Below are 20,056 nucleotides of genomic sequence, written 5' to 3' on the forward strand. Positions count from 1 at the left end.
GGATGCGCGACACGGAACCCCCGAAGCAGCTCACCTTCGACCTGCCGCTCGATCCGCGCTACGGCGCCGAGGATTTCCTCGTCAGCCCCTCCAACGAGGAGGCCTACGCCCTGATCGAGGCGTGGCCTGACTGGCCGGACACCGTGTTCCTGCTCCGCGGCCCGCCCGGCAGCGGCAAGAGCCATCTCGCCTCGATCTGGGCGACGCGGGCGCAAGCCTGGACGGTCCCTGCCGCGGACGTCGCGATGGACCGCGTGTCGCATCTGATTTCCAACGGCGCCCTCGTGGTCGAGGACGTGGACCGCGCGGCGGGCCGCGACGAGGCGGCCCTGTTCCATCTGCTCAACCTCGCGCGCGAGCGCCGCTTTCCGGTGCTGCTCACGGCCTGCGGACCGGTGGACGGCTTCGGACTCAAGGTCGCCGACCTGCGCTCGCGGCTCCGGCTCGCGCCCGGCGCCGAGATCGGCCAGCCGGACGACGCGCTCCTGAAGGCGGTGATCGTCAAGCTGTTCGCCGACCGGCAGCTCGGCATCGACACCTCGGTGGTCGATGCCATGGCCCTGCGCATCGACCGCTCGCTCGCCCGCGTCCGCGAAGTCGTGGCCGAACTCGACCGCGACGCGCTCGGCCGCCGCCGCCGCATCACCCGGCCGCTCGCGCTCGCCGTCCTCGACCGGATGGAAGCCGCCGACGGGGGAGGCGCGGGTCAGGAAGCGGAAGAGGGGGGCGGCGAAGAGGAAGAGGCCGCGGGAGGGTCGTGAGTCGGCCGCCGGCGTCACGAAACCGTCAAACCGGTTCGGCCGCCCTATGTTAGGGAGCCGCGCAGCACTGCAAGGGGTGGAGTCGTCACCGGTCGCATCGTGACCGGACGCGCTTCGGAGCGGAAGGGAGCCAGGGCGTTGTCGGAAGTGGAGTCGGATGTCGTCGCCCGGGATACAGAGGCGACCGAGACCGAAGAGACCAGCCTCGCCACCGAGCGGGGTGTGCGCAGCGAATCCGCCCGCGCCCGGACTGCTCGCGCCGCCCGCATCCTCGCGGCGGAGAAGGCCGCCGAGAAGCCGTCGGAGGCCGATGCCAAGGCGGAGAGCGATGCGGCCGAGGCCGCCCGCGAGCCGGTGCTGGAGGCAGGGCGATCGCTCCGCCACTCGCCCGAGCGGTTCGTGAACCGTGAGCTGTCCTGGCTCCAGTTCAACCGCCGGGTTCTGGAGGAATCCTCCAACCCCAACCATCCGCTGCTGGAGCAGCTCCGCTTCCTCTCGATCTCGGCCAACAATCTGGACGAGTTCTTCATGGTGCGTGTCGCCGGCCTGCACGATCAGGTCCGCGCCGGCCTCGTCGTGCCCTCGCAGGACGGCCTGACCCCGTCCGAGCAGCTCGCCCGCATCGGCACGGAAGTCTCGCGGCTGGCGCTGGACCAGCAGGATCGCTGGCGCGCGCTGCGCGAGGAGCTGAACGGCAACGGCATCCACCTCGCGGAGCCGGCAGAGCTGTCGGCGGAGCACCTTGCTTGGCTCGACGACTATTTCCTCACCTACATCTTCCCGGTGCTGACGCCGCTCGCGATCGATCCGGCCCACCCTTTCCCGTTCATCCCCAATCTCGGCTTCACCGTCGCGCTGATGATGGTGCGGCCCCGTGACGGGCGCACCCTGCGCGCCCTGATCCGTCTGCCGTCCCTGCTCGACCGGTTCGTGCGCCTGCCCGAGGTCAGCGGCGACGGCACCGCCCGCTTCATCGCCATCGAGCAGGTGATCGCGAAATACGCGAGCCGGCTCTTCCCCGGCTACTCGCTGAAGGGGCAGGGCGCCTTCCGCGTCGTGCGCGACTCCGATCTGGAGATCGAGGAGGAGGCGGAAGACCTCGTCCTGCACTTCGAATCGGCGATCAAGCGCCGCCGCCGCGGCGTCGTCATCCGCCTGGAGGTCGAGGCGGGCATGACGGAGGAGTTGCGCGCCTTCGTCGCCGACGAGCTGGAGATGGCGCCGGACTCGGTCTTCGTGGTCGAGGGGATGCTGGCGCTCAACGAGCTGTCGCAGATCGTCGGGGTCGACCGGCCGGACCTCAAGTTCAAGCCCTACAATCCGCGCTTCCCCGAGCGCATCCGTGAATCGGGCGGCGACGTCTTCGCGGCGATCCGCCAGAAGGATTTCATCGTCCACCACCCCTACGAGTCGTTCGACTCGGTGGTGCAGTTCCTGGCCCAGGCCGCCCGCGATCCGAACGTCGTGGCGATCAAGCAGACGCTCTACCGCACCTCATCGAACTCGCCGATCGTGGCCGCACTCGCGGAGGCGGCGGAGGCCGGCAAGTCCGTCACCGCACTGGTCGAACTGAAGGCCCGGTTCGACGAGGAGGCCAATATCCGCTGGGCGCGCAACCTCGAGAAGGCGGGCGCGCAGGTGGTGTTCGGCTTCGTCGAGCTGAAGACCCACGCCAAGTTGTCGATGGTCGTACGCCGTGAGGGCGACCGCCTTGTCACCTACTGCCATGTCGGCACCGGCAACTATCACCCCATCACCGCGCGCATCTACACCGACCTGTCCTTCTTCACCGCCGATCCGGCCATCGCCCGGGACGTCTCGCGCATCTTCAACTTCATCACCGGCTACGCCGAGCCGGCGGAACTGGAGCGCATGGCGGTCTCGCCGCTGACCCTGAAGCCGCGCCTCTTGCAGCACATCGAGGAGGAGATCGCCCACGCCAAGGCCGGACGCCCGGCGGCGATCTGGATCAAGTGCAACTCCCTGGTCGACAGCCAGATCATCGATGCGCTCTACGATGCCAGCCAGGAGGGCGTGCAGATCGATTGCATCGTGCGCGGCATCTGCTGCCTGCGGCCGGGCATTCCGGGGCTGTCCGACACGATCCGGGTCAAGTCGATCGTCGGGCGCTTCCTCGAGCACGAGCGCGTCTACGCCTTCGGCAACGGCGCCGGGCTGCCGCACCCGAAGGCCACCCTCTACATTTCCTCGGCCGACCTGATGCAGCGCAACCTCGACCGGCGGGTCGAATCCCTGCTGCCGATCACCAATCCGACTGTGCATCAGCAGGTGCTCGATCAGATCATGCTGGCCAATCTTCTCGACAACCGGCAGAGCTGGCGTGTACTGGCATCGGGTGCGAGCGAGCGGATCAGCCCTGCGGACGGGGAGGAACCGTTCAATGCGCACAAGTATTTCATGACGAATCCGAGCCTGTCCGGGCGCGGAAAGTCATCGAAGAAGTCGAGCCCGCGGGCGCTCAGCCGCCGCGCCCAGCGGTCCTGACCACGGCCTGCACCGGGCCGGTTTCCGGCCCGGTACTATCCTAAGTGCTCGGCCGGTTTCCGGTCCGCGACTTTCGTGAGTGTTCGGGCGGCTTCCGCCCCTGCACCATCGTGAGCGCCCCTTGCGCGGGGTGCTTCCCTGAGAGGGGGCTGCCATGGGTCCGACACGTCCTCACCTGACGCTCGCCCACTCCGCCGAACGGCCGGCTCCGGTGATGACTGGCATGACGTTCGATCCCGTCGCGATCATCGATATCGGCTCGAATTCGGTGCGGCTCGTCGCCTATGACGGGCTCCAGCGCGCCTCGACGCCGCTCTATAATGAGAAGGTGCTGTGCGGGCTCGGCCGCAGCGTCTTCTCCACGGGCCGCCTCAACGAGGATTCCGTGCAGCGGGCGCTTACGGCGCTCCGCCGCTTCCGCGTCCTGTGCGATACGATGCGGGTCTCGCGCATCTTCGTCCTGGCGACCGCCGCCGCGCGGGATGCGGCCAACGGCCCGGCCTTCCTGGACGCCGCGCGCGAGGCACTCGGCCAGGAGATCCAGCTTCTCTCCGGCCGGCGCGAGGCCGAGTTGTCGGCGCTCGGCGTCGTCTCCGGCTTCTACGCGCCCGATGGCGTGGTCGGCGACCTCGGCGGCGGCTCGCTCGAACTCGTCGACGTCAACGGCACCACGGTCGGCCAGGGCGTGACCATGCCGCTCGGCGGGCTGGCGCTTCAGGATCTCTCCGAGGGCTCGCTCAAGAAGGCGCGCAAGATCGCCCGCGAGCATCTGAAGAAGGCCGAGCCGCAGCTCGACACCTTGCGCGGGCGCACCTTTTACGCGGTCGGCGGCACGTGGCGGGCGCTGGCCCGGCTGCATCAGGCCGCCCGCGATTATCCGCTCCACGTCATGCACGGCTACGCGGTGGAGCCCTCCGACGAGCTGAGCTTCCTCGAAATGGTCGAGGCGAGCGACGCCGCGACCCTGCAGGAGGTCGAGACCATCGCCGAGGCGCGCCGGCCGCTGCTGGCCTTCGGTGCGGTGGTGCTCGAAGAGATCATTCGGGCGGGCCGTCCGCGCGAGATCGCGATTTCCGCCTTCGGCGTGCGCGAGGGCCTGCTGTTCGAGCAGCTCGACCGCGAAACGCGTCTGACCGATCCGCTGATCGTCTCGGCGCGAGAGTTGAACGTGCAGCGCGCCCGCTCGCCCGGCCACGGCGACGAGCTGCGCGAATGGACCGACCAGTTCATCACCAGCCTGGACGGTCCCGAGACCGCGGGCGAGCGTCGCCTGCGCCACGCCGCCTGCCTGCTCTCCGATATCGGCTGGCGGGCGCATCCCGATTACCGCGGCGAGCAGAGCCTCAACGTGCTCGCCAACGCAGCCTTCGCCGGCATCGACCATCCCGGTCGTGCCTACCTCGCTCTATCGGGCTATTTCCGACACGAGGGCGTCGCGCCGGAAAAGGCGAGCCCGACCCTGCGGGCGCTCGCCGGCCCGCGCCTGTTCGACCGCGCCCGCCTCGTCGGGGCGCTCATGCGCGTCGCCTTCCCGGTCTCGGCCGGGATGGCGGGCCCGCTCAAGCGGATGCCGCTCGTGGTGGAGGACGGCAAGGTGGTGCTGCGCCTGCCCGCCGAATGGGCCGAACTCAACGGCGAACGCTTGCTCAGCCGCGTCCGTGGCCTGGGTCGCGTCGTCGGGCTCGACGGGCGGGTCGAGATCGGCTGAGCCGGCTTCTGGTTCAGCCCGACAGACGGGTATGCGCGACCGCGATTTCCCGCTCGGCATCGGCCATCAAATAGGCGATGCGCGGCCCGTCGAGGTTGGCATCCGTGAGGCGCTGGCGCAGATCGGCCTCGTACTTCTTATCCTCGACCCGCCGCGGCGGCGGCAGAAGGCGCAGCAGCATCGGGCTGGCAATCTCGCTGCGGACGAGACCGCGATGGTTGGCGAGGCGTCTCAGGCTGCTGGCGAGGTCGTCGAGCTTCGATTCCGGCAGATACTGGCGGGCGGACGTGCGGGCTCTGGCGACCTGAGACATGGTGCGACCTTTAGGCGATGGTCTGCGATAAATCGCCCACGAGCGGTTCGCTTTCCCTTGAGAAAGACCGTTAACGCTTCGCTCGCCGATATCCCAGGCCCGGCCCCGGACCGGACGCGTGCCGGTCTGGGGTCAAGGGAATTCGGGCGAGGGAATTCAGGTAGGTGGGCCTTGCGCCGGGGTCGCGGTTCCTGTTCCCCGCGCTCCCGACGCACCTGCAGCCGCTCGGCCCACTGAGCGTCACAGGAACGGCGCAGAGAACTGGTCCGCACCGCCCCGTCACTGCCGGCCCCGCCACCACGCAGGCCCGAGAGGGCTCGCGAAACCATCGGGCGCATCGGCCGCGGGGAGGGCCGATGTAGAGGCCTGCGCCGCCGACGGCAACCGCGCCGTGACGCCGCTGCCCGTCGGGCGACGCTTTGCCCCGAAGGACCGCCTACCGCAGCGAGCCGCAGAAGCGCTGGATGCGGCGGCAGGCCTCCTCCAGGGTCTTGTTGGAGGTGGCGTAGGAGATGCGCAGGTTGGGGCCCAGGCCGAAGGCCGAGCCGTGGACCGCGGCGACGCCCTCCGCCTGGAGCAGCTCGGTGACGAAGTCCTCGTCCGAGCCGAGGGTCTTGCCGGTCTCGGTCGTCTTGCCGATCAGCTCGGCGCAGGACGGGTAGACGTAGAACGCGCCCTCCGGCACCGGGCATTTCAGGCCGTTGGTTTGATTGAGCATCGAGACCACGAGGTCGCGCCGCTCCTGGAACGCCGCCTTGAAGCGCGCGAGGTGCTCCTGCGTGCCGTCGAGCGCGGCCACCGCCGCCCATTGCGAGATCGAGGAGGCGCCCGAGGTCTGCTGGCCCTGGACGAAGTCCATCGCCTTGATGAGCTGCTCGGGGCCGGCGGCGTAGCCGATGCGCCAGCCGGTCATGGCATAGGCCTTCGAGACGCCGTTCATGGTCAGCGTGCGCTCGTACAGGCCGGGCTCGACCTGGGCCGGGGTGACGAACGCGAAGTCGCCGTAGGTCAGGTGCTCGTACATGTCGTCGGTGAGCACCCAGACCTGCGGATGGCGCATCAGCACGTCGGTGATCTTCTTCATCTCGTCACGGGTGTAGGCGGCACCCGACGGGTTCGACGGCGAGTTGAGGATGATCCACTTGGTCTTGCCCGTGATGACGCGCTCCAGCTCCTCCGGCTGGAGCTTGAAATCGTGCGCCATGTCGGTCTCGGCGAAGACCGGCGTGCCGCCGCACAGCACCACCATCTCCGGGTAGGACACCCAGTAGGGGCGGGGGATCACCACCTCGTCGCCGGGGTTCAGGGTGGCCAGCAGCGCGTTGTAGATGACGTGCTTGCCGCCGGTGCCGACGATGGTCTGCGAGACCTTGTAGTCGAGCCCGTTCTCGCGCTTGAACTTCTTGACGATCGCCTCGCGCAGCGGGTTGATGCCGGAGACGGGCGGGTACTTGGTCTCGCCGCGGCGGATCGCGTCGATCGCCGCCTCCTTGATGTGGTCGGGCGTGTCGAAATCCGGCTCGCCGACCGAGAGGCTGATGACATCGACGCCCGAGGCTTTCAGCTCGCGCGCCTTCTGGGTCATCGCGATGGTCGCGGACGGCTTCACCCGCGAGAGGGCGTCGGCGAGAAAGCCCATGGGAGATCTCCGAAAGGTCTTCGAGTGTGCGGCGGCCCGAAAGATGGTCCGGGTCTCGCGGCTCTCGTAATCACGCGCCGCGGCACGAGCAAGCGCGGCAGGCGGGAGGCTGCTTCCCAATCCCTCCGGTCGCAGGAGGCATCTCCGGTGCCGCGGCCCGTCAGAGACCACCTGCAATTTTTCTCAATCTGGAACGAAGTGTTTTTCAGGCGTATCCTGGGAAGGTTTTCGGGTATTGTCACAGACAAGACGTGCAGTTTCTTGCGGTGCGTCAGCACATCGATGCACTGCAACGATAATTGTATGCAGAATTCAGCCGCCCCTGTGAGGCCGGGACTTGTCCGGCCTCACAGGGGCGGCCGACAATATTCCAGGCGGAAGCGGCAAGAGGCGGGCGGTACCGTCCGGCCGAGCCAGGAAAGTGGAGGACGGCGGGCCCTATGAAGAAGAACAAGGTCATCACGGCCGAGGAAGCGATCGCGCTGATTCGCGAGAACGACGTCCTCACCACGACCGGCTTCGTCCAGAGCTGCATCCCGGAGGCGCTGCACGCGGCGTTGGAGAAGCGCTTCGTCGACACCGGTTCGCCGCGTGGCCTGACCCTGATCATGACTGCGGGCGCGGGCGACAGCAAAGGGCTGGGCACCGGTCGCCTGCATCACGACGGGCTTCTCTCCCGCGTCATCGCCGCCAATTTCGGGCGCATGCCGAAGGTCGCGCAGGCGGCGCAGGCCAACCTGATCCGCGGCTACAACTTGCCCCAGGGCGTGATCTCGCAGCTCTACCGCGCCTGCGCCGCCGGCCAGCCGGGTTTGTTCTCGAAGGTCGGCCTGAAGACCTATGTCGATCCGCGCCACGGCGGCGCCAAGGTCAACGAGCTGACCACCGAGGATATCGTCAAGCTCGTCGAGGTCGATGGCGAGGAGTGGCTGTTCTACACCGCCACCAAGATCGACGTGGCCTTCATCCGCGCCACCTCCGCCGACCCGTCGGGCAACCTCTCCTTCGAGAAGGAGGCGCTGACCCTCGATTGCCTCGCCCAGGCCATGGCCGCGCGCAACAACGGCGGCATCGTCATCGCCCAGGTCGAGCGCATCGTCGATGACGGCTACCTGCTGCCCAAGGACGTGCGGGTGCCCGGCATCCTCGTGGACTGCGTCGTCGTGGCCGAGCCCGAGATGCACCGGATGAATTACGGCGTGATGTACGACGCCGCCCTCGCGGGCGAGATCCGCGTGCCCGTCACCGGCATCAAGCGGATGCCGCTCAACGAGCGCAAGATCATCGCCCGCCGCGCCGCCTTCGAACTGCCGCCCAACGGCGTGGTCAATCTCGGCGTCGGCGCGCCCGAGGGCATCTCCTCCGTGGCGAACGAGGAGAAGATCACCCCCTACATCACCCTGACGACGGAAGCGGGCGCGGTCGGCGGCGTGCTGGCCTCGGGCTCGAGCTTCGGCGCCGCGACGAACGCCGACTGCATCATCGACCAGAACCAGATGTTCGACTTCTACGACGGCGGCGGCCTCGACATGACCTGCCTCGGCATGGCCGAGTGCGACGGCGCCGGCAACGTCAACACCTCGAAGTTCGGGGGCAAGCTCAACGGCTGCGGCGGCTTCATCAACATCTCGCAGAATGCCCGCTCGGTCGTCTTCGCCGGCACCTTTACCGCGGGCGGCCTGGAGATCGCGGTGCAGGACGGTCAGGTGACGATCGTCACCGAGGGCCGCGCCCGCAAATTCGTGACGCAAGTGCAGCAGAATACCTTCTCGGGCCCCTACGCGGTCGAGCGCTCGCAGCCGGTGATCTACGTCACCGAGCGCTGCGTCTTCCAGCTCACGAAAGAGGGGCTCGAACTGATCGAGGTGGCGCCGGGCATCGACATCGAGCGCGACATCCTCGCCCACATGGATTTCGCGCCGATCGTGCGGAACCCGGTGCCGATGGATCCGCGCATCTTCCGCGAGGATCCGATGGAGCTGATCTCGGATCTGCTCAACCTCGACCTCAAGTCGCGCGTCAGCCTGGATGCCGAGCGCAACATCCTCTTCATCAACCTGGAAGGCTGGTACTGCCGGGTGAAGAGCGACATGGACGAGCTGCGCATGACCATCGTCGACGCCTGCCGCAAGGCCGGGCAGCGGGTCAACGCCGTGATCAACCACGACGGCTTCCGGCTCAACGAGAACCTCTACGACGACTATGCCGGGATGATCCAATATCTCCAGGCGAACTACTACGCGACGACGACGCGTTACGCGACCAGCGCCTTCCTGCGCCTCAAGATGGAGGAGGCGCTGACCAAGCGCGGCGTCGCCCCCCACGTCTTCGAGCGCAAGGAGGAGGCCCAGGCCTTCCTCGGCACCACCGAGGACAAGAAGGCGCGCAAGATGATCTCGCCGGCGGTGGCCTCCGCCGCCTGAGCGCGGCCGGTTTCGGGGGCGCCGCCACGGTCGGTCGCACCCGGATTGTGCAAGGCCGCCCCCGGGGGCGGCCTTGCTCGTCGCGCGCTCCTCGTTCGACGCGCCCTTCGCCACCGAACCGGTGCTCGGCCCGGCGCCGGGCGCTCCTTAAACGGGAGGGAAAGGGAAGACCCCTCCCTCTCCGGGCGGTCCCTCCGGCCCTTGCGGCCCTGTTGGACCCTGCGGTCCCTGCGCCCCGGTTGCGCCCGTCGGCCCTTGCGGCCCGGTCGGCCCTGTTGGACCCTGCGCCCCGGTTGCGCCCGTCGGCCCTTGCGGTCCGGCCACTCCTTGCACTCCGGCCGGTCCCTGCGGCCCTGTCGCGCCGGGCGCACCCGCTGTCCCTGTCGCGCCGGTCGGCCCCTGTCCTCCGGCCACGCCCTGTGCCCCGGTCGGTCCTTGTGCCCCGGTTGCGCCAGGCGCCCCCTGTGCCCCGGTCGGCCCTTGCGCTCCAGTCGCACCGGGGGTCCCCTGTGCCCCGGTCGGCCCTTGCGCTCCAGTCGCACCGGGGGTCCCCTGTGCCCCCGTCGGCCCTTGCGCGCCGGTCGCGCCTTGTGGCCCGGCCGGACCCTGCGGGCCGACCGCCGGAACGACGCGGAACCCTTTCGGACGCGCTGCGAAGGGATCGACCAGGCGCACCTTGAGCGTATCCTCGCGCTGCCGCCGCAGCAGCGACTTGTCTTCCTGGCCGAAATAGACGCGAAGACCGCCGAGGCCGGCGCGGTAGTCGCGCTCTCCGACGCGGCCCTCGGCGAAGACCGATACGCCCACGGGGCTCAGCAGCGGGAGCAGATACTCGGCGCCGGCGGCAACGGAATTGATCCGGTTCTCGTAGCGATGGCCGAGACTGAAGCGAAGGTCGTCCGTCGCGTACCAGACCACGTCGACCTGATCGAAGAACCGCTCCGCCCGATCGCCAAGCTGCCAGCCGGCGATGCCCTCGACCGTGAAGCGGTCAAGGAACAGGGCGCCCTCGCCGGCGATGCGGCCGGTCGTCGTGCCGACGTCTTGAAGGCCGTAGCTTCGAAGGGCGGTCGCGTAATCGACGGAGCCGTAGAGGCCGATCAGACCCTTCGTCGGGTCGCGGAAGAAGGCATGTCCGGCCGCTCCCAGTCCGAGGTCGCCGCCATGGGCGATCGTCGCGAGGTCCGCCTGGAATCCGAAAGATTGCCCGATGGGAAACGCCAGCGACCCGGCAGCGTAGGCGCCGCTTCCCGCCCGGAAGCTACCGGCCCCGCCCTCGATCGCACCGACGACCCCCGAGACGGCGCGCAGGGGCGCGGCCCGCCCGATCGGGGCCGGAAGGTCTCCGGCGGTGGCGCGGGGCGGCGAGGGGCGCGGCGCTCCCTGGAGCACGCGCAGCCGCTGCCTCGCCTCGATGAGCGCGGCCTTGGTTTCCTGGTTCTCGCGCTTCAGCCGCTGCTGCTCGGCCTGGACCGAGCGAAGCATCTCGTAGAGTTCCTCGTTCGTCGGCGCGGCCTGAGCCGGCACCGTCAACGCGGCACCCAGAAATCCTGTCGCGAATCCTGTCGCGGTCGTGAGTGCGCGGCGCGCGCGCCGTCCTCGGGATGTCAGCCGGCCCATGTCACTCCACATTCCACTCTATGACTGCATTTGCTTCGGGCGTAGTGTGCAACGGCGCAGATATTAAAGGTCGAACATTCCAACTTAATTTGGTAATGAGTTGTGTCGATTGGATGCGAGCTTGCCCGTCCCTCGGCTATGCTCATAAGCCGGAGAAATGCGCTGTAGCGTGGCTGCAACAGCGATGTCGCGGTGCGCTTATTCCAACGAAGCGGATGTTTTTTGAGACGGAACGGCAACTGTATTTGGCGGAGCTTCGATGAGGCCCACACCGGATCTGAAAAAGCCGCCAGGCAAGCGCGGCGTTGCCCCACATAGATCGGGGCGCACGCTTTCCTCGGCGCCCGCGAGGAAGACGGCGCGCAAGGCGACCGCGTCGAGGTTGGCGTCCGCCGTTCACGCGGGCGGAAGAAGGGGGCAGTCGTCCCTGTCGGGCGAAGCACTATGCTTCACCGGTGCAGCGAAAGTGCATTCCGACCAAGGAGACCGGGGCGGCGTCTCAGGTGCTGCACCCGGCCTGGGACCTGTCCCGGCAGGCCGAGCGCCTGAATGCGGAGATGTCCCGCTTCCTCGCCACGGTGAGGGCGGCCTGAGGCGGCGATTGCGGCTGCGACCGCCGCGTCGGATCGGCGGGCCGGGGCAGGGACGACCGGCGGAGCATCAGGGCCGGAACGCGGGCACGGTTCCGGCCTCGCCTTGCGTCCTTCGCCCGCATCTGCTAACGCCCCGCCCATCCCACACGCGGAGCCGGCCCCATGCCTGAATGGGGCGTTTCCGGTGGCCGGCCGTTCGGCCAGCTACTCCTCCGCGGCGGTATCAACCGGAGAGACCAAAGATCATGGCCGTCGATTTCTCTATGCGCCAGCTCCTCGAGGCCGGCGCCCATTTCGGGCACCAGTCGCACCGCTGGAACCCGAAGATGCAGCCCTACATCTTCGGCACCCGTAACAACATCCACATCATCGACCTCGCCCAGACCGTGCCGGCCCTGCACGCCGCCCTTCAGGCGGTGAGCGACACGGTCGCCCGCGGCGGCCGCGTGCTGTTCGTCGGCACCAAGCGCCAGGCGGCGGATTCCATCGCCGAGGCGGCCAAGCGCTCGGCCCAGTACTACGTCAACTCCCGCTGGCTCGGCGGCATGCTGACCAACTGGAAGACCATCTCCGGCTCGATCCAGCGCCTGCGCAAGGTGGACGAGACGCTCGAAGGCGGGGCCGTCGGCCTCACCAAGAAGGAGCGCCTCATGCTGACCCGCGAGAAGGACAAGCTCGAGAAGGCGCTCGGCGGCATCAAGGACATGGGCGGCGTGCCCGACCTGCTGTTCGTGATCGACACCAACAAGGAGCAGCTCGCGATCAAGGAGGCCCAGCGCCTCGGCATCCCGGTCGCGGCCATCGTCGACACCAATTGCAACCCGGACGGCATCTCCTACATCGTCCCGGCCAACGACGACGCCGGCCGCGCCATCGCGCTGTACTGCGACCTCATCGCCCGCGCGGCGATCGAGGGCATCGGCCGCGGCCAGGGTGCGCTCGGCCTCGACATCGGCGCCTCCGAGGAGCCGACCGCCGAGGAGCTGCCGCCGGCCAACGACGACGTCGCTGCGGCCTCCGTGGCCTCCGACGCGATCGCCCCGGCCGACGTCGCCGCGCTCGCCGAGTCGACCGAGCACTTCGAGCAGCTCGCCGCCCCGCGCGGTGCGCCCGACGACCTGACCAAGCTCAACGGTGTCGGCCCGCAGCTCGTGCAGAAGCTCAACGATGCCGGCGTGTGGCACTACTGGCAGATCGCCGCCATGCAGCCCGAGGACGTGGCCAAGCTCGACGCCGACCTGAAGCTCAACGGCCGCTTCGCCCGCGACGGTTGGGTCGAGCAGTCCCGCGCCTTCGTCGAGGCTTCCGCGGCTTAAGTCCCGCGTTCGCCGCCGGGCTTTTCGCCCGGCGGCCCGATCGTCATCTTCCTGCAAAGCCCGGTGCTTTCAAAGAGCGCCGGGCTCATTCACTTGAAGACCCGCTCTTCAAGTCCCGCTCTTCAAGACCTCGAGAGGATCGCCATGGCCAACATCACCGCCGCACTCGTGAAAGAGCTTCGCGAAAAGACCGGCGCCGGCATGATGGATTGCAAGGGCGCGCTCAACGAGACCAACGGCGACCTCGAAGCGGCGGTCGATTGGCTGCGCAAGAAGGGTCTCGCCAAGGCCGCCAAGAAGGCCGGCCGCGTCGCCGCCGAGGGCCTCGTGGCCGTCGAGTCCGCCGGCCGCCACGCCGCATTGGTCGAGGTGAATTCCGAGACCGACTTCGTCGCCCGCAACGACGGCTTCCAGGCCTTCGCCCGCGAGGCCGCCAAGCTCGCGCTGAACACCGACGGCACCCTGGAAGGACTCCAGGCCGCGACCTTCCCCGGCTCGTCCGAGACGGTCCAGGAGAAGCTCTCGAACCTGATCGCCACCATCGGCGAGAACATGACCCTGCGCCGCGTCGCCAAGCTCGAAGTGAGCAAGGGCGTGATCGCCTCCTACGTCCACGGCCAGATCAACGAGGGCCTCGGCAAGATCGGCGTGCTCGTGGCGCTCGAATCCGAGGGTGATGTCGAGTTCCTCTCCACGCTCGGCCGCCAGATCGCCATGCACGTCGCCGCCACCAACCCGACGGCGCTCGACGCCTCGGGCGTCGATCCGGCGGTGGTCGAGCGCGAGAGCAACATCCTGCGCGAGAAGAACGCCGGCAAGCCGGACCACGTGATGGCCAAGATCGTCGAGAGCGGCCTGAAGAGCTACTACAAGGAGGTCACCCTCCTGGAGCAGCCCTTCGTTCATGACGGCTCCAAGACCGTCTCCCAGATCCTCAAGGAGGCCGCGGGCAAGGCCGGCGGCGAGGTCGCGATCAAGGGCTTCGTCCGCTACGCGCTGGGCGAGGGCATCGAGAAGGAAGAGGGGCCGGACTTCGCCGCCGAAGTCGCCAGCATGTCGCGCTAAAAGCCCGGCGAGGACGCATCGGGGGCCTGATTCGGCTCCGGTCGTCACCGATCCTCACAGGTCGTCATACGGGGGCGGCGGCAGCGATGCCGTCGCCCCTCGACGTTCGGCCCCCCGTCTTGTTAGAAGCCGCGGCGCCCGGAACCCGAGACGACGAGGATCTTCGATGTCGGAGACGACAAGCTACCGCCGCGTCCTCGTCAAACTCTCCGGGGAGGCCCTGGCCGCCCCCGACGGCTTCTGGCTGCATCCGCCGATGCTGGCGGCCCTGGCCGAGGACATCGCGGCCACGATCTCCGGCGGGATCCAGATCGCGGTGGTGGTCGGCGGCGGCAATCTGATCCGCGGCGCGCGCATCTCCCAGGCCGGCTGGATCGACCGGGCGACGGGCGATTCCCTCGGCATGATGGCGACGGTGATGAATTCGCTCGCTATCGAGACCGCGCTCAATGCCGCGGGCGTCCAGGCCCGCACCATGTCGGCGGTGTCGATGCCGACCATCTGCGAGACCTATGCCCGCCAGCCGGCGCTGCATCACCTCGACAAGGGGCAGGTCGTGGTGCTCGCGGGCGGCACGGGCAATCCGTACTTCACCACCGACACCGCTGCGGTCCTGCGCGCGGCGGAGCTGCGCTGCGATGCCGTGCTGAAGGCGACGCAGGTGGATGGTGTGTACTCGGCCGATCCGAAGCGCGATCCGGAGGCGATCCGCTACGACCGCATCACCCACGACGAGGCCATTGCCCGCGATCTCAAGGTGATGGACACCGCTGCCTTCGCCCTGGCGCGGGAGAGCCGCCTCACCATCGTGGTGGGCTCGGTGCACGCGCCGAGTTCGATCAACGCGATCCTGACGGGCGCCTCGGTCTCGACCCGCGTGGTGCCCTGACAATCACAGCCTCCGGCATGTCAGGGCGCGGTTTCCGCTGATATCGTCCGGACGCCTGACGCTTCTCAGGTCGATCTGCGGGGCCTTCCGGGTTCCGTCGCGATGTGCTGCCGGAAGCGAGCCTCATCAGCCATGCCCAAGACGCTTTTTCTTCCCGGAGCCTCGGGGCATGCTTCCTTCTGGAAGCCGGTCGCCCGCAAGGCCCGGCTGGAAGGCACGTTCCTCTCGTGGCCGGGGTTGGGCGCAGAACCACCACAGCCGGGTATTGCGGGAATAGACGATCTCGGCGCCCTCGTGGAGCGTGAGATGACGGAACCGGTCAGCATCGTTGCCCAGTCGATGGGCGGCCTGATCGCGATCAAGCTGGCCTTGTCGAAGCCCCACTTGGTCGAACGCCTCGTGTTGGCCGTGACGTCAGGAGGCGTGCCGGTCGCCGATTTGGGAGGGGCGGACTGGCGATCTGATTACTTTGCTGCTTTCCCCAACGCTGCGCGGTGGATCGGCGATACCGTCTGTGATCTGTCGAGCCGGATTCCGGAGATCGAAGCGCAGACATTGCTGCTATGGGGCGATTCGGACCCGATCAGTCCTGTCGCGGTCGGGGAGCGCCTGTTGGCCCTTCTCCCGAATGCACGTCTTTGCGTTCTTCCCGGCGCAGAGCACGACCTTGCTCAAACGCATACGGATGCCGTCGCAGCGGAAATCAGGTCTCATCTCATGAACGAGACGGGTTCCATCGTTTGAGGTGGACGTTCTGCGTTCCGGGCTGGGATTGCGCCTACCCTTGAGAACCGGGCTGCGTGGCGGTTGTCCCGACCGCCGGCCGAAACCGTCCGGGCCGCATCGGGACTCCGCCGCGGCCCGCTTCCGTTTTCCAGAACGAATCAGCCGACCTTCTGGGCCTTCGCGCGCTCGATGCCTTCGAGAATCAGGCGATGGGATTCCGCCTTGTCGCCCCAGCGCACGACCTTCACCCACTTGCCGGGCTCCAGATCCTTGTAGTGCTCGAAGAAGTGCTGGATCTGGCTGATCGTGATATCGGGCAGATCGGTGTAGTTCTCGACGCGGTTGTAGCGCTGGGTCAGCTTGCGCGAGGGCACGGCGATGATCTTCTCATCCTCGCCGCCGTCATCCTCCATCACCAGAACGCCGACCGGGCGCACGCTGATGACCGCGCCCGGGATGATCGCGCGGGTGTTGGCCACCAGCACGTCGCAGGGATCGCCGTCACCGGAGAGGGTGTGCGGGATGAAGCCGTAATTGCCGGGATAGAACATCGGCGTGTAGAGGAACCGGTCGACGACGAGCGTGCCGGCGTCCTTGTCCATCTCGTACTTGATCGGCTCGCCGCCGAGCGGCACTTCGACGATCACGTTGACGTCGTCCGGCGGATTCTTGCCGATCGAGATGGCGTTGATGTCCATGGGCCTGTGCTCTCTGAAATCCGGCCGTCGGACGCTTCGCCCTGTCCGGCGGGTGTATCGTGCGGGGCGGCTTACGACGCCGCACCCATCGATCGATGTCTTAGATTGTGCGAGCGGGAAATGAAATCGTCCCTCTGGCCAAGTTGCCTGTCCTCCGCCATCGCGCGGCGGAAAACGCTGGTTTGCACCGTCCGGCCCCTGATTCCGGCCTCGCGCGGCGGCCGGCTCCGGAGCCCGCACCACCGTCTGTGACGATACTTTGCCCCCCGGCGCGATCAGGTGAAGAGATAGCCGATCTTCGGCAGGCAGGAGCCGGAGACACGCTCGACCGATTCCGGGCCGGCCACGCCGCCCAGGCCCTCGTAGAAGCCGCAGGCGCGGGCGTTGTCGGCGAGCGCCCAGACCCCGATGCGGGTGAACCCGCGGTCGATCAGGTCGTTGCGCACCGCCCGGAACAGGCGTGTGCCGAGCCCGAGCCCCTGGAACTCCGGGGCGATGTACAGTTCGTCGATCTCTCCGTCCGCCCGCATGCCCCGGTCGCGCGCCCGGCCGTAGGCGGCGTAGCCCGCGATCCGCTCGCCGAAGGTGATGACGGCGAATCCGCGCCCGCCGCCGATCATCTCGCGCCAGGTCTCCGGTCCGCGCCGGACCAGGAAACGCTCCAGGGCGACCCCTGGAATCACGCCCTGATAGGCCTCGCGCCACGCATCGTCGAAGATCGCCGAGAGGTTGGCCGCGTCCGCGGCGCGGGCACGGCGGATGCTCACCGTGGTCGTCGTCATGGTGTGGTCCGATTGCGAGCCGATGCCGCATGATGACGGCAAAGCGAGCCGTTCGGCAACGGCCTGAAACGGTGTGCGTTGTCGCCCGAATCGCGGGCTGTTAGAGGGACGCTCCGACACGCCTCTCGCAGCCGTCCGTGTTCAACCGCTTCCTTCCTCCCGAGACCCGCTACGCGCGGCGCATGGCCCGCATCGCGAAGTTCGAACGGCCGATCGACGGCTCCGTCTCCCGGGCGAAGGCCTGGGCGAACATGCTGCTGGTCGATCATGGGATCTTCCGTCTCGCCTATCTCAATCGGCACCGGATCGGCACCGGGCTGGTCTGGCGCTCCGCCCAGCCGACGCCGCACCAGCTCGCGTGGTTCAAGCGCCAGGGCGTGCGCACGATCGTGTCGCTGCGCGGCGGGCGTGAGCACGGCTCCTGGCCCCTCCAGCGCGAGGCCTGCGAGCGGCAGGGGCTGAACCTCGTCGAGTTCGTGCTGCGCTCGCGCGAGGCGCCCTCCCGCGAGACGCTGCTGGCGGCGCGCGACTTCTTCGCCGGCCTCGAATACCCAGCGGTGATGCACTGCAAGTCGGGAGCGGACCGGGCGGGCCTTGCCGCGACCCTGTTCCTGATCCTGCACGAGGGCCGGCCGGTGCGGGAGGCCTTGCGCCAGCTCTCGCCGCGCTACGGCCATTTCCGCTTCGCCAAGACCGGCATTCTCGACGCGTTCTTCGCGACCTATCTCCGCGAGGGCGAGGCGCGCGGCCAGAGCTTTCTGGATTGGGTCGAGCACAGCTACGACCCGCAGGCGATCACCCAAAACTTCCGTGCCGGTTTCTGGTCCGACGTCGTCGTCGACCGCCTGTTGCGGCGCGAGTAGGCGCCGCCTTGGCCCTCAGGCTGTCCCGGCTGCTCGGGGCCGTATCGCCATACTGGACCGGCCGGCGCGGGTCGGACGAGGCCGGTCTGAACGGTCCCCGGATCGCGGTGATCGGCAATTGCCAGGCGAAGGGCGTGGCGGAGGCCGTGCGCATCCTCGCGCCGGGCGCGCGGGTGCGGCTGATCCCGATGAGCACGCTGGGCAAACGCGAGCGCAGCCTCGATGCCTTCGCCGCCACGCTCGGCGATTGCGACCACGTCTTCTCCCAACCCTTCCCGACGGGCTTCTTCCCGGAGGGCGGCTCGGAGGCGCTGCGCGAACGGCTGCCGCGGATGCGCCTCTTCCCCTCGATCGTCTTCACGGCGTTCCACCCGGACGCGGTCTATGTCGGCGACCTCGCCTCCGTGGCGCGGGTGACGTTGGTGCCGTCACCGCTCGGCAGCTACCACTCGGCGATCACCCTGTTCGGCTTTCTCCAGGGGCTCTCGCCGGAGCGGATCGTCGGCCTGTTCCGCGAGGACGTGTTTTCGCGCCTCGGCTATCTCGATGCCTGGGGGTTGGCCGCCACGGACCTCATCGCGTCGAGCCGGGCGATCGGCTTCGACCTCTCGGGCGATCTGCTGCGCTGGTCGCGGGGCGGCCTGTTCATGCACAACATCAACCATCCGCGCCTGAACGTGCTGGGCGACATTGCCGGGCGGCTGCTGCGCGAAGCCGGGCTCGCGCCGCGGCCGGTCGCGGTCGAGGCCTACGCGCCGGATGAGCTTTTGGACGACGCGATCTGGCCGGTCTATCCGCCGCTGGCGATGCTCTACGGCCTGCCGGGCTCCACGATCTTCAAGCGCCGCCAGCGCCGGGGCGCAGCGCCCGAGACGCTCGGTCTCGACGCCTTCGTCGCGGAAAGCCTCGCGATCTACCGTCGGCAGCCACGCGAGACCCTGACCTGCCACCGGATCGAGCACTGGGCGGCCTCACCCGAGATCCGCAGGCTGTTTGCGGCTTGAGCCCGTAACGGGTTCCCAAAGGGCAAACCCTTTGGCGGGTCTCAGGGCAGAGCACTGAATCTCACTCGGCCTCGTCCTTACCCCCGCGTTCGGCAAGGCGGGCCAGCGTCGTCATCTCGCGGAACCACGTCCGCACGGGCTTGGCCGGCGTGCCGCCCCAGCGCGAGCCCGGCGGCACGTCGCGGTTGACGTTGGAGGAGCCGGCGATCTGCGAGCCCATGCCGATGCGCAGGTGGCCGACGACGCCGACTTGGCCGCCGAGCACGACGTAATCCTCCAGCGTGGTCGAGCCGGAGATGCCGACACCGGAGACGATCACGCAGTGGCGGCCGATCACCACGTTGTGGGCGATCTGCACGAGGTTATCGATCTTGGTGCCCTCGCCGACCACCGTGTCGCGCGAGGCGCCCCGGTCGATCGTGGTGTTGGCGCCGATCTCGACATCGTCCTGGATGATGACGCGGCCGATCTGCGGCACCTTGATGTGGCCGCCCGCGCCCATGGCGAAGCCGAATCCGTCCTGGCCGATCCGGGCGCCGGGATGGACGATGACGCGGTTGCCGACGAGCGCGTGGGTCAGGGTCGCCCCCGCACCGATGGAGCAGTCACGGCCGATCCGCACGTTGGGGCCGATCACGGCGTTGGGGCCGAGCACCGTGCCCGCGCCGATCTCGGCGCCGGGGCCGACGACGGCACCGGGATCGATGCGCACGCCGTCTTCCAGCCGCGCCTGCGGGTGGACGTGGGCGCCAGGGGATACCCCGGCGGCGGCAAACAGCGAGCCCGGCCGCATCGCCTCCTCGTAGAGGCGTGCCAGCAGTCCGGCATAGGCGCGGTAGGGATCGCGGGTGACGAGGGCGATCGTGCCGGCCGGCACACGGGGAGCGAAGCGCGGCGAGACGAGGCAGGCCAGGGCCCGCGTCGTCGCCAGCGCGTCGCCGTAGCGGGCATTGTCCATATAGGCGAGTTCGGTGGGCCCTGCGCTTTCGAGGGGGGCAGCGCCGGTGACGGGTTGCGCCGGGTCGGCGCCGTCGGGGAGCGGGACGCCACAGGCCTCGGCGACGCTGCCGAGGGTCAAGCCGCCTTTCGGCGCGATGAAGACGGGATCTGACATGAGGTTCGACGCCGGCGGGGGAGGGGGCTGGGCGCCG

The 20,056-nt window shown here is 68.6% G+C and carries 17 protein-coding genes; 11 read left to right on the forward strand and 6 right to left on the reverse strand.

Features of this window, described 5'->3' with window-relative positions:
- Positions 1-2: 2 nt before the first annotated feature.
- From E4V01_RS05880 to ppx, 3 genes are all read left to right on the forward strand, one after another.
- Complete coding sequence (locus tag E4V01_RS05880) at positions 3-761, forward strand: hypothetical protein (RefSeq protein ID WP_135297703.1); 759 nt, start codon at positions 3-5, stop codon at positions 759-761.
- Positions 762-899: 138 nt separating this feature from the next.
- Complete coding sequence (locus E4V01_RS05885; protein WP_135297704.1) at positions 900-3,266, forward strand: RNA degradosome polyphosphate kinase; 2,367 nt, start codon at positions 900-902, stop codon at positions 3,264-3,266.
- A gap of 154 nt (positions 3,267-3,420) precedes the next feature.
- Positions 3,421-4,974, forward strand: a complete 1,554-nt coding sequence (gene ppx / locus E4V01_RS05890; protein ID WP_135297705.1) for an exopolyphosphatase — start codon at positions 3,421-3,423, stop codon at positions 4,972-4,974.
- A 13-nt stretch (positions 4,975-4,987) separates the two neighbouring features.
- Here ppx and E4V01_RS05895 read toward each other — a convergent pair whose 3' ends face one another.
- Both E4V01_RS05895 and E4V01_RS05900 read right to left on the reverse strand, forming a co-directional pair.
- Positions 4,988-5,287, reverse strand: coding sequence for a hypothetical protein (locus tag E4V01_RS05895; protein WP_060769638.1), 300 nt, complete (start codon positions 5,285-5,287; stop codon positions 4,988-4,990).
- 436 nt (positions 5,288-5,723) lie between these two features.
- Positions 5,724-6,926, reverse strand: coding sequence for a pyridoxal phosphate-dependent aminotransferase (locus E4V01_RS05900; RefSeq protein ID WP_135297706.1), 1,203 nt, complete (start codon positions 6,924-6,926; stop codon positions 5,724-5,726).
- A 440-nt stretch (positions 6,927-7,366) separates the two neighbouring features.
- Here E4V01_RS05900 and E4V01_RS05905 point away from each other — a divergent pair, with 440 nt between their 5' ends.
- Positions 7,367-9,349, forward strand: a complete 1,983-nt coding sequence (locus E4V01_RS05905; RefSeq protein WP_135297707.1) for an acyl CoA:acetate/3-ketoacid CoA transferase — start codon at positions 7,367-7,369, stop codon at positions 9,347-9,349.
- A 147-nt stretch (positions 9,350-9,496) separates the two neighbouring features.
- Here the strand turns inward: E4V01_RS05905 and E4V01_RS05910 are convergent, their stop codons facing one another.
- Positions 9,497-10,882, reverse strand: coding sequence for a collagen-like protein (locus E4V01_RS05910; protein WP_193763148.1), 1,386 nt, complete (start codon positions 10,880-10,882; stop codon positions 9,497-9,499).
- 542 nt (positions 10,883-11,424) lie between these two features.
- On the opposite strand from E4V01_RS05910, the gene E4V01_RS25575 reads away from it, so the two are divergent.
- The 5 genes from E4V01_RS25575 to E4V01_RS05930 all read left to right on the forward strand — a co-directional run bounded on the left by E4V01_RS25575 (position 11,425) and on the right by E4V01_RS05930 (position 15,576).
- Entirely contained in the window at positions 11,425-11,562 is a 138-nt protein-coding gene (locus E4V01_RS25575) for a hypothetical protein (RefSeq protein ID WP_158509744.1), read from the forward strand.
- A gap of 245 nt (positions 11,563-11,807) precedes the next feature.
- Entirely contained in the window at positions 11,808-12,878 is a 1,071-nt protein-coding gene (locus E4V01_RS05915; RefSeq protein ID WP_060769642.1) for a 30S ribosomal protein S2, read from the forward strand.
- 144 nt (positions 12,879-13,022) lie between these two features.
- Complete coding sequence (tsf, locus tag E4V01_RS05920) at positions 13,023-13,943, forward strand: translation elongation factor Ts (protein WP_135297709.1); 921 nt, start codon at positions 13,023-13,025, stop codon at positions 13,941-13,943.
- A gap of 166 nt (positions 13,944-14,109) precedes the next feature.
- Positions 14,110-14,832, forward strand: a complete 723-nt coding sequence (gene pyrH, locus E4V01_RS05925) for a UMP kinase (protein ID WP_060769644.1) — start codon at positions 14,110-14,112, stop codon at positions 14,830-14,832.
- 132 nt (positions 14,833-14,964) lie between these two features.
- Entirely contained in the window at positions 14,965-15,576 is a 612-nt protein-coding gene (locus tag E4V01_RS05930) for an alpha/beta fold hydrolase (RefSeq protein ID WP_135297710.1), read from the forward strand.
- Positions 15,577-15,716: 140 nt separating this feature from the next.
- On the opposite strand, the gene ppa is transcribed toward E4V01_RS05930, so the two are convergent.
- Together ppa and E4V01_RS05940 are read right to left on the reverse strand one after the other, a co-directional pair.
- Positions 15,717-16,256: an inorganic diphosphatase gene (gene ppa / locus E4V01_RS05935; protein ID WP_135297711.1), complete on the reverse strand. Its 540-nt coding sequence runs from the start codon at positions 16,254-16,256 to the stop codon at positions 15,717-15,719.
- A 275-nt stretch (positions 16,257-16,531) separates the two neighbouring features.
- Positions 16,532-17,038, reverse strand: a complete 507-nt coding sequence (locus E4V01_RS05940; RefSeq protein WP_060769646.1) for a GNAT family N-acetyltransferase — start codon at positions 17,036-17,038, stop codon at positions 16,532-16,534.
- Between the two features lie 137 nt (positions 17,039-17,175).
- Between E4V01_RS05940 and E4V01_RS05945 the strand changes: the two genes are divergently transcribed.
- Together E4V01_RS05945 and E4V01_RS05950 are read left to right on the forward strand one after the other, a co-directional pair.
- Complete coding sequence (locus E4V01_RS05945) at positions 17,176-17,901, forward strand: tyrosine-protein phosphatase (protein WP_003598038.1); 726 nt, start codon at positions 17,176-17,178, stop codon at positions 17,899-17,901.
- Positions 17,902-17,909: 8 nt separating this feature from the next.
- The gene (locus tag E4V01_RS05950) at positions 17,910-18,905 is read left to right on the forward strand and encodes a WcbI family polysaccharide biosynthesis putative acetyltransferase (RefSeq protein ID WP_060769647.1); all 996 of its coding nucleotides are present in this window, start codon (positions 17,910-17,912) and stop codon (positions 18,903-18,905) included.
- Positions 18,906-18,966: 61 nt separating this feature from the next.
- Here the strand turns inward: E4V01_RS05950 and lpxD are convergent, their stop codons facing one another.
- Positions 18,967-20,019 (reverse strand): UDP-3-O-(3-hydroxymyristoyl)glucosamine N-acyltransferase, encoded by a 1,053-nt coding sequence (gene lpxD / locus E4V01_RS05955; RefSeq protein WP_135297712.1) that lies wholly within the window; start codon positions 20,017-20,019, stop codon positions 18,967-18,969.
- Between the last annotated feature and the right edge of the window lie 37 nt (positions 20,020-20,056).

Origin of the sequence: Methylorubrum sp. Q1, assembly GCF_004683995.1 — a bacterium.
In the GTDB taxonomy this organism is placed as follows: Bacteria; Pseudomonadota; Alphaproteobacteria; order Rhizobiales; family Beijerinckiaceae; genus Methylobacterium.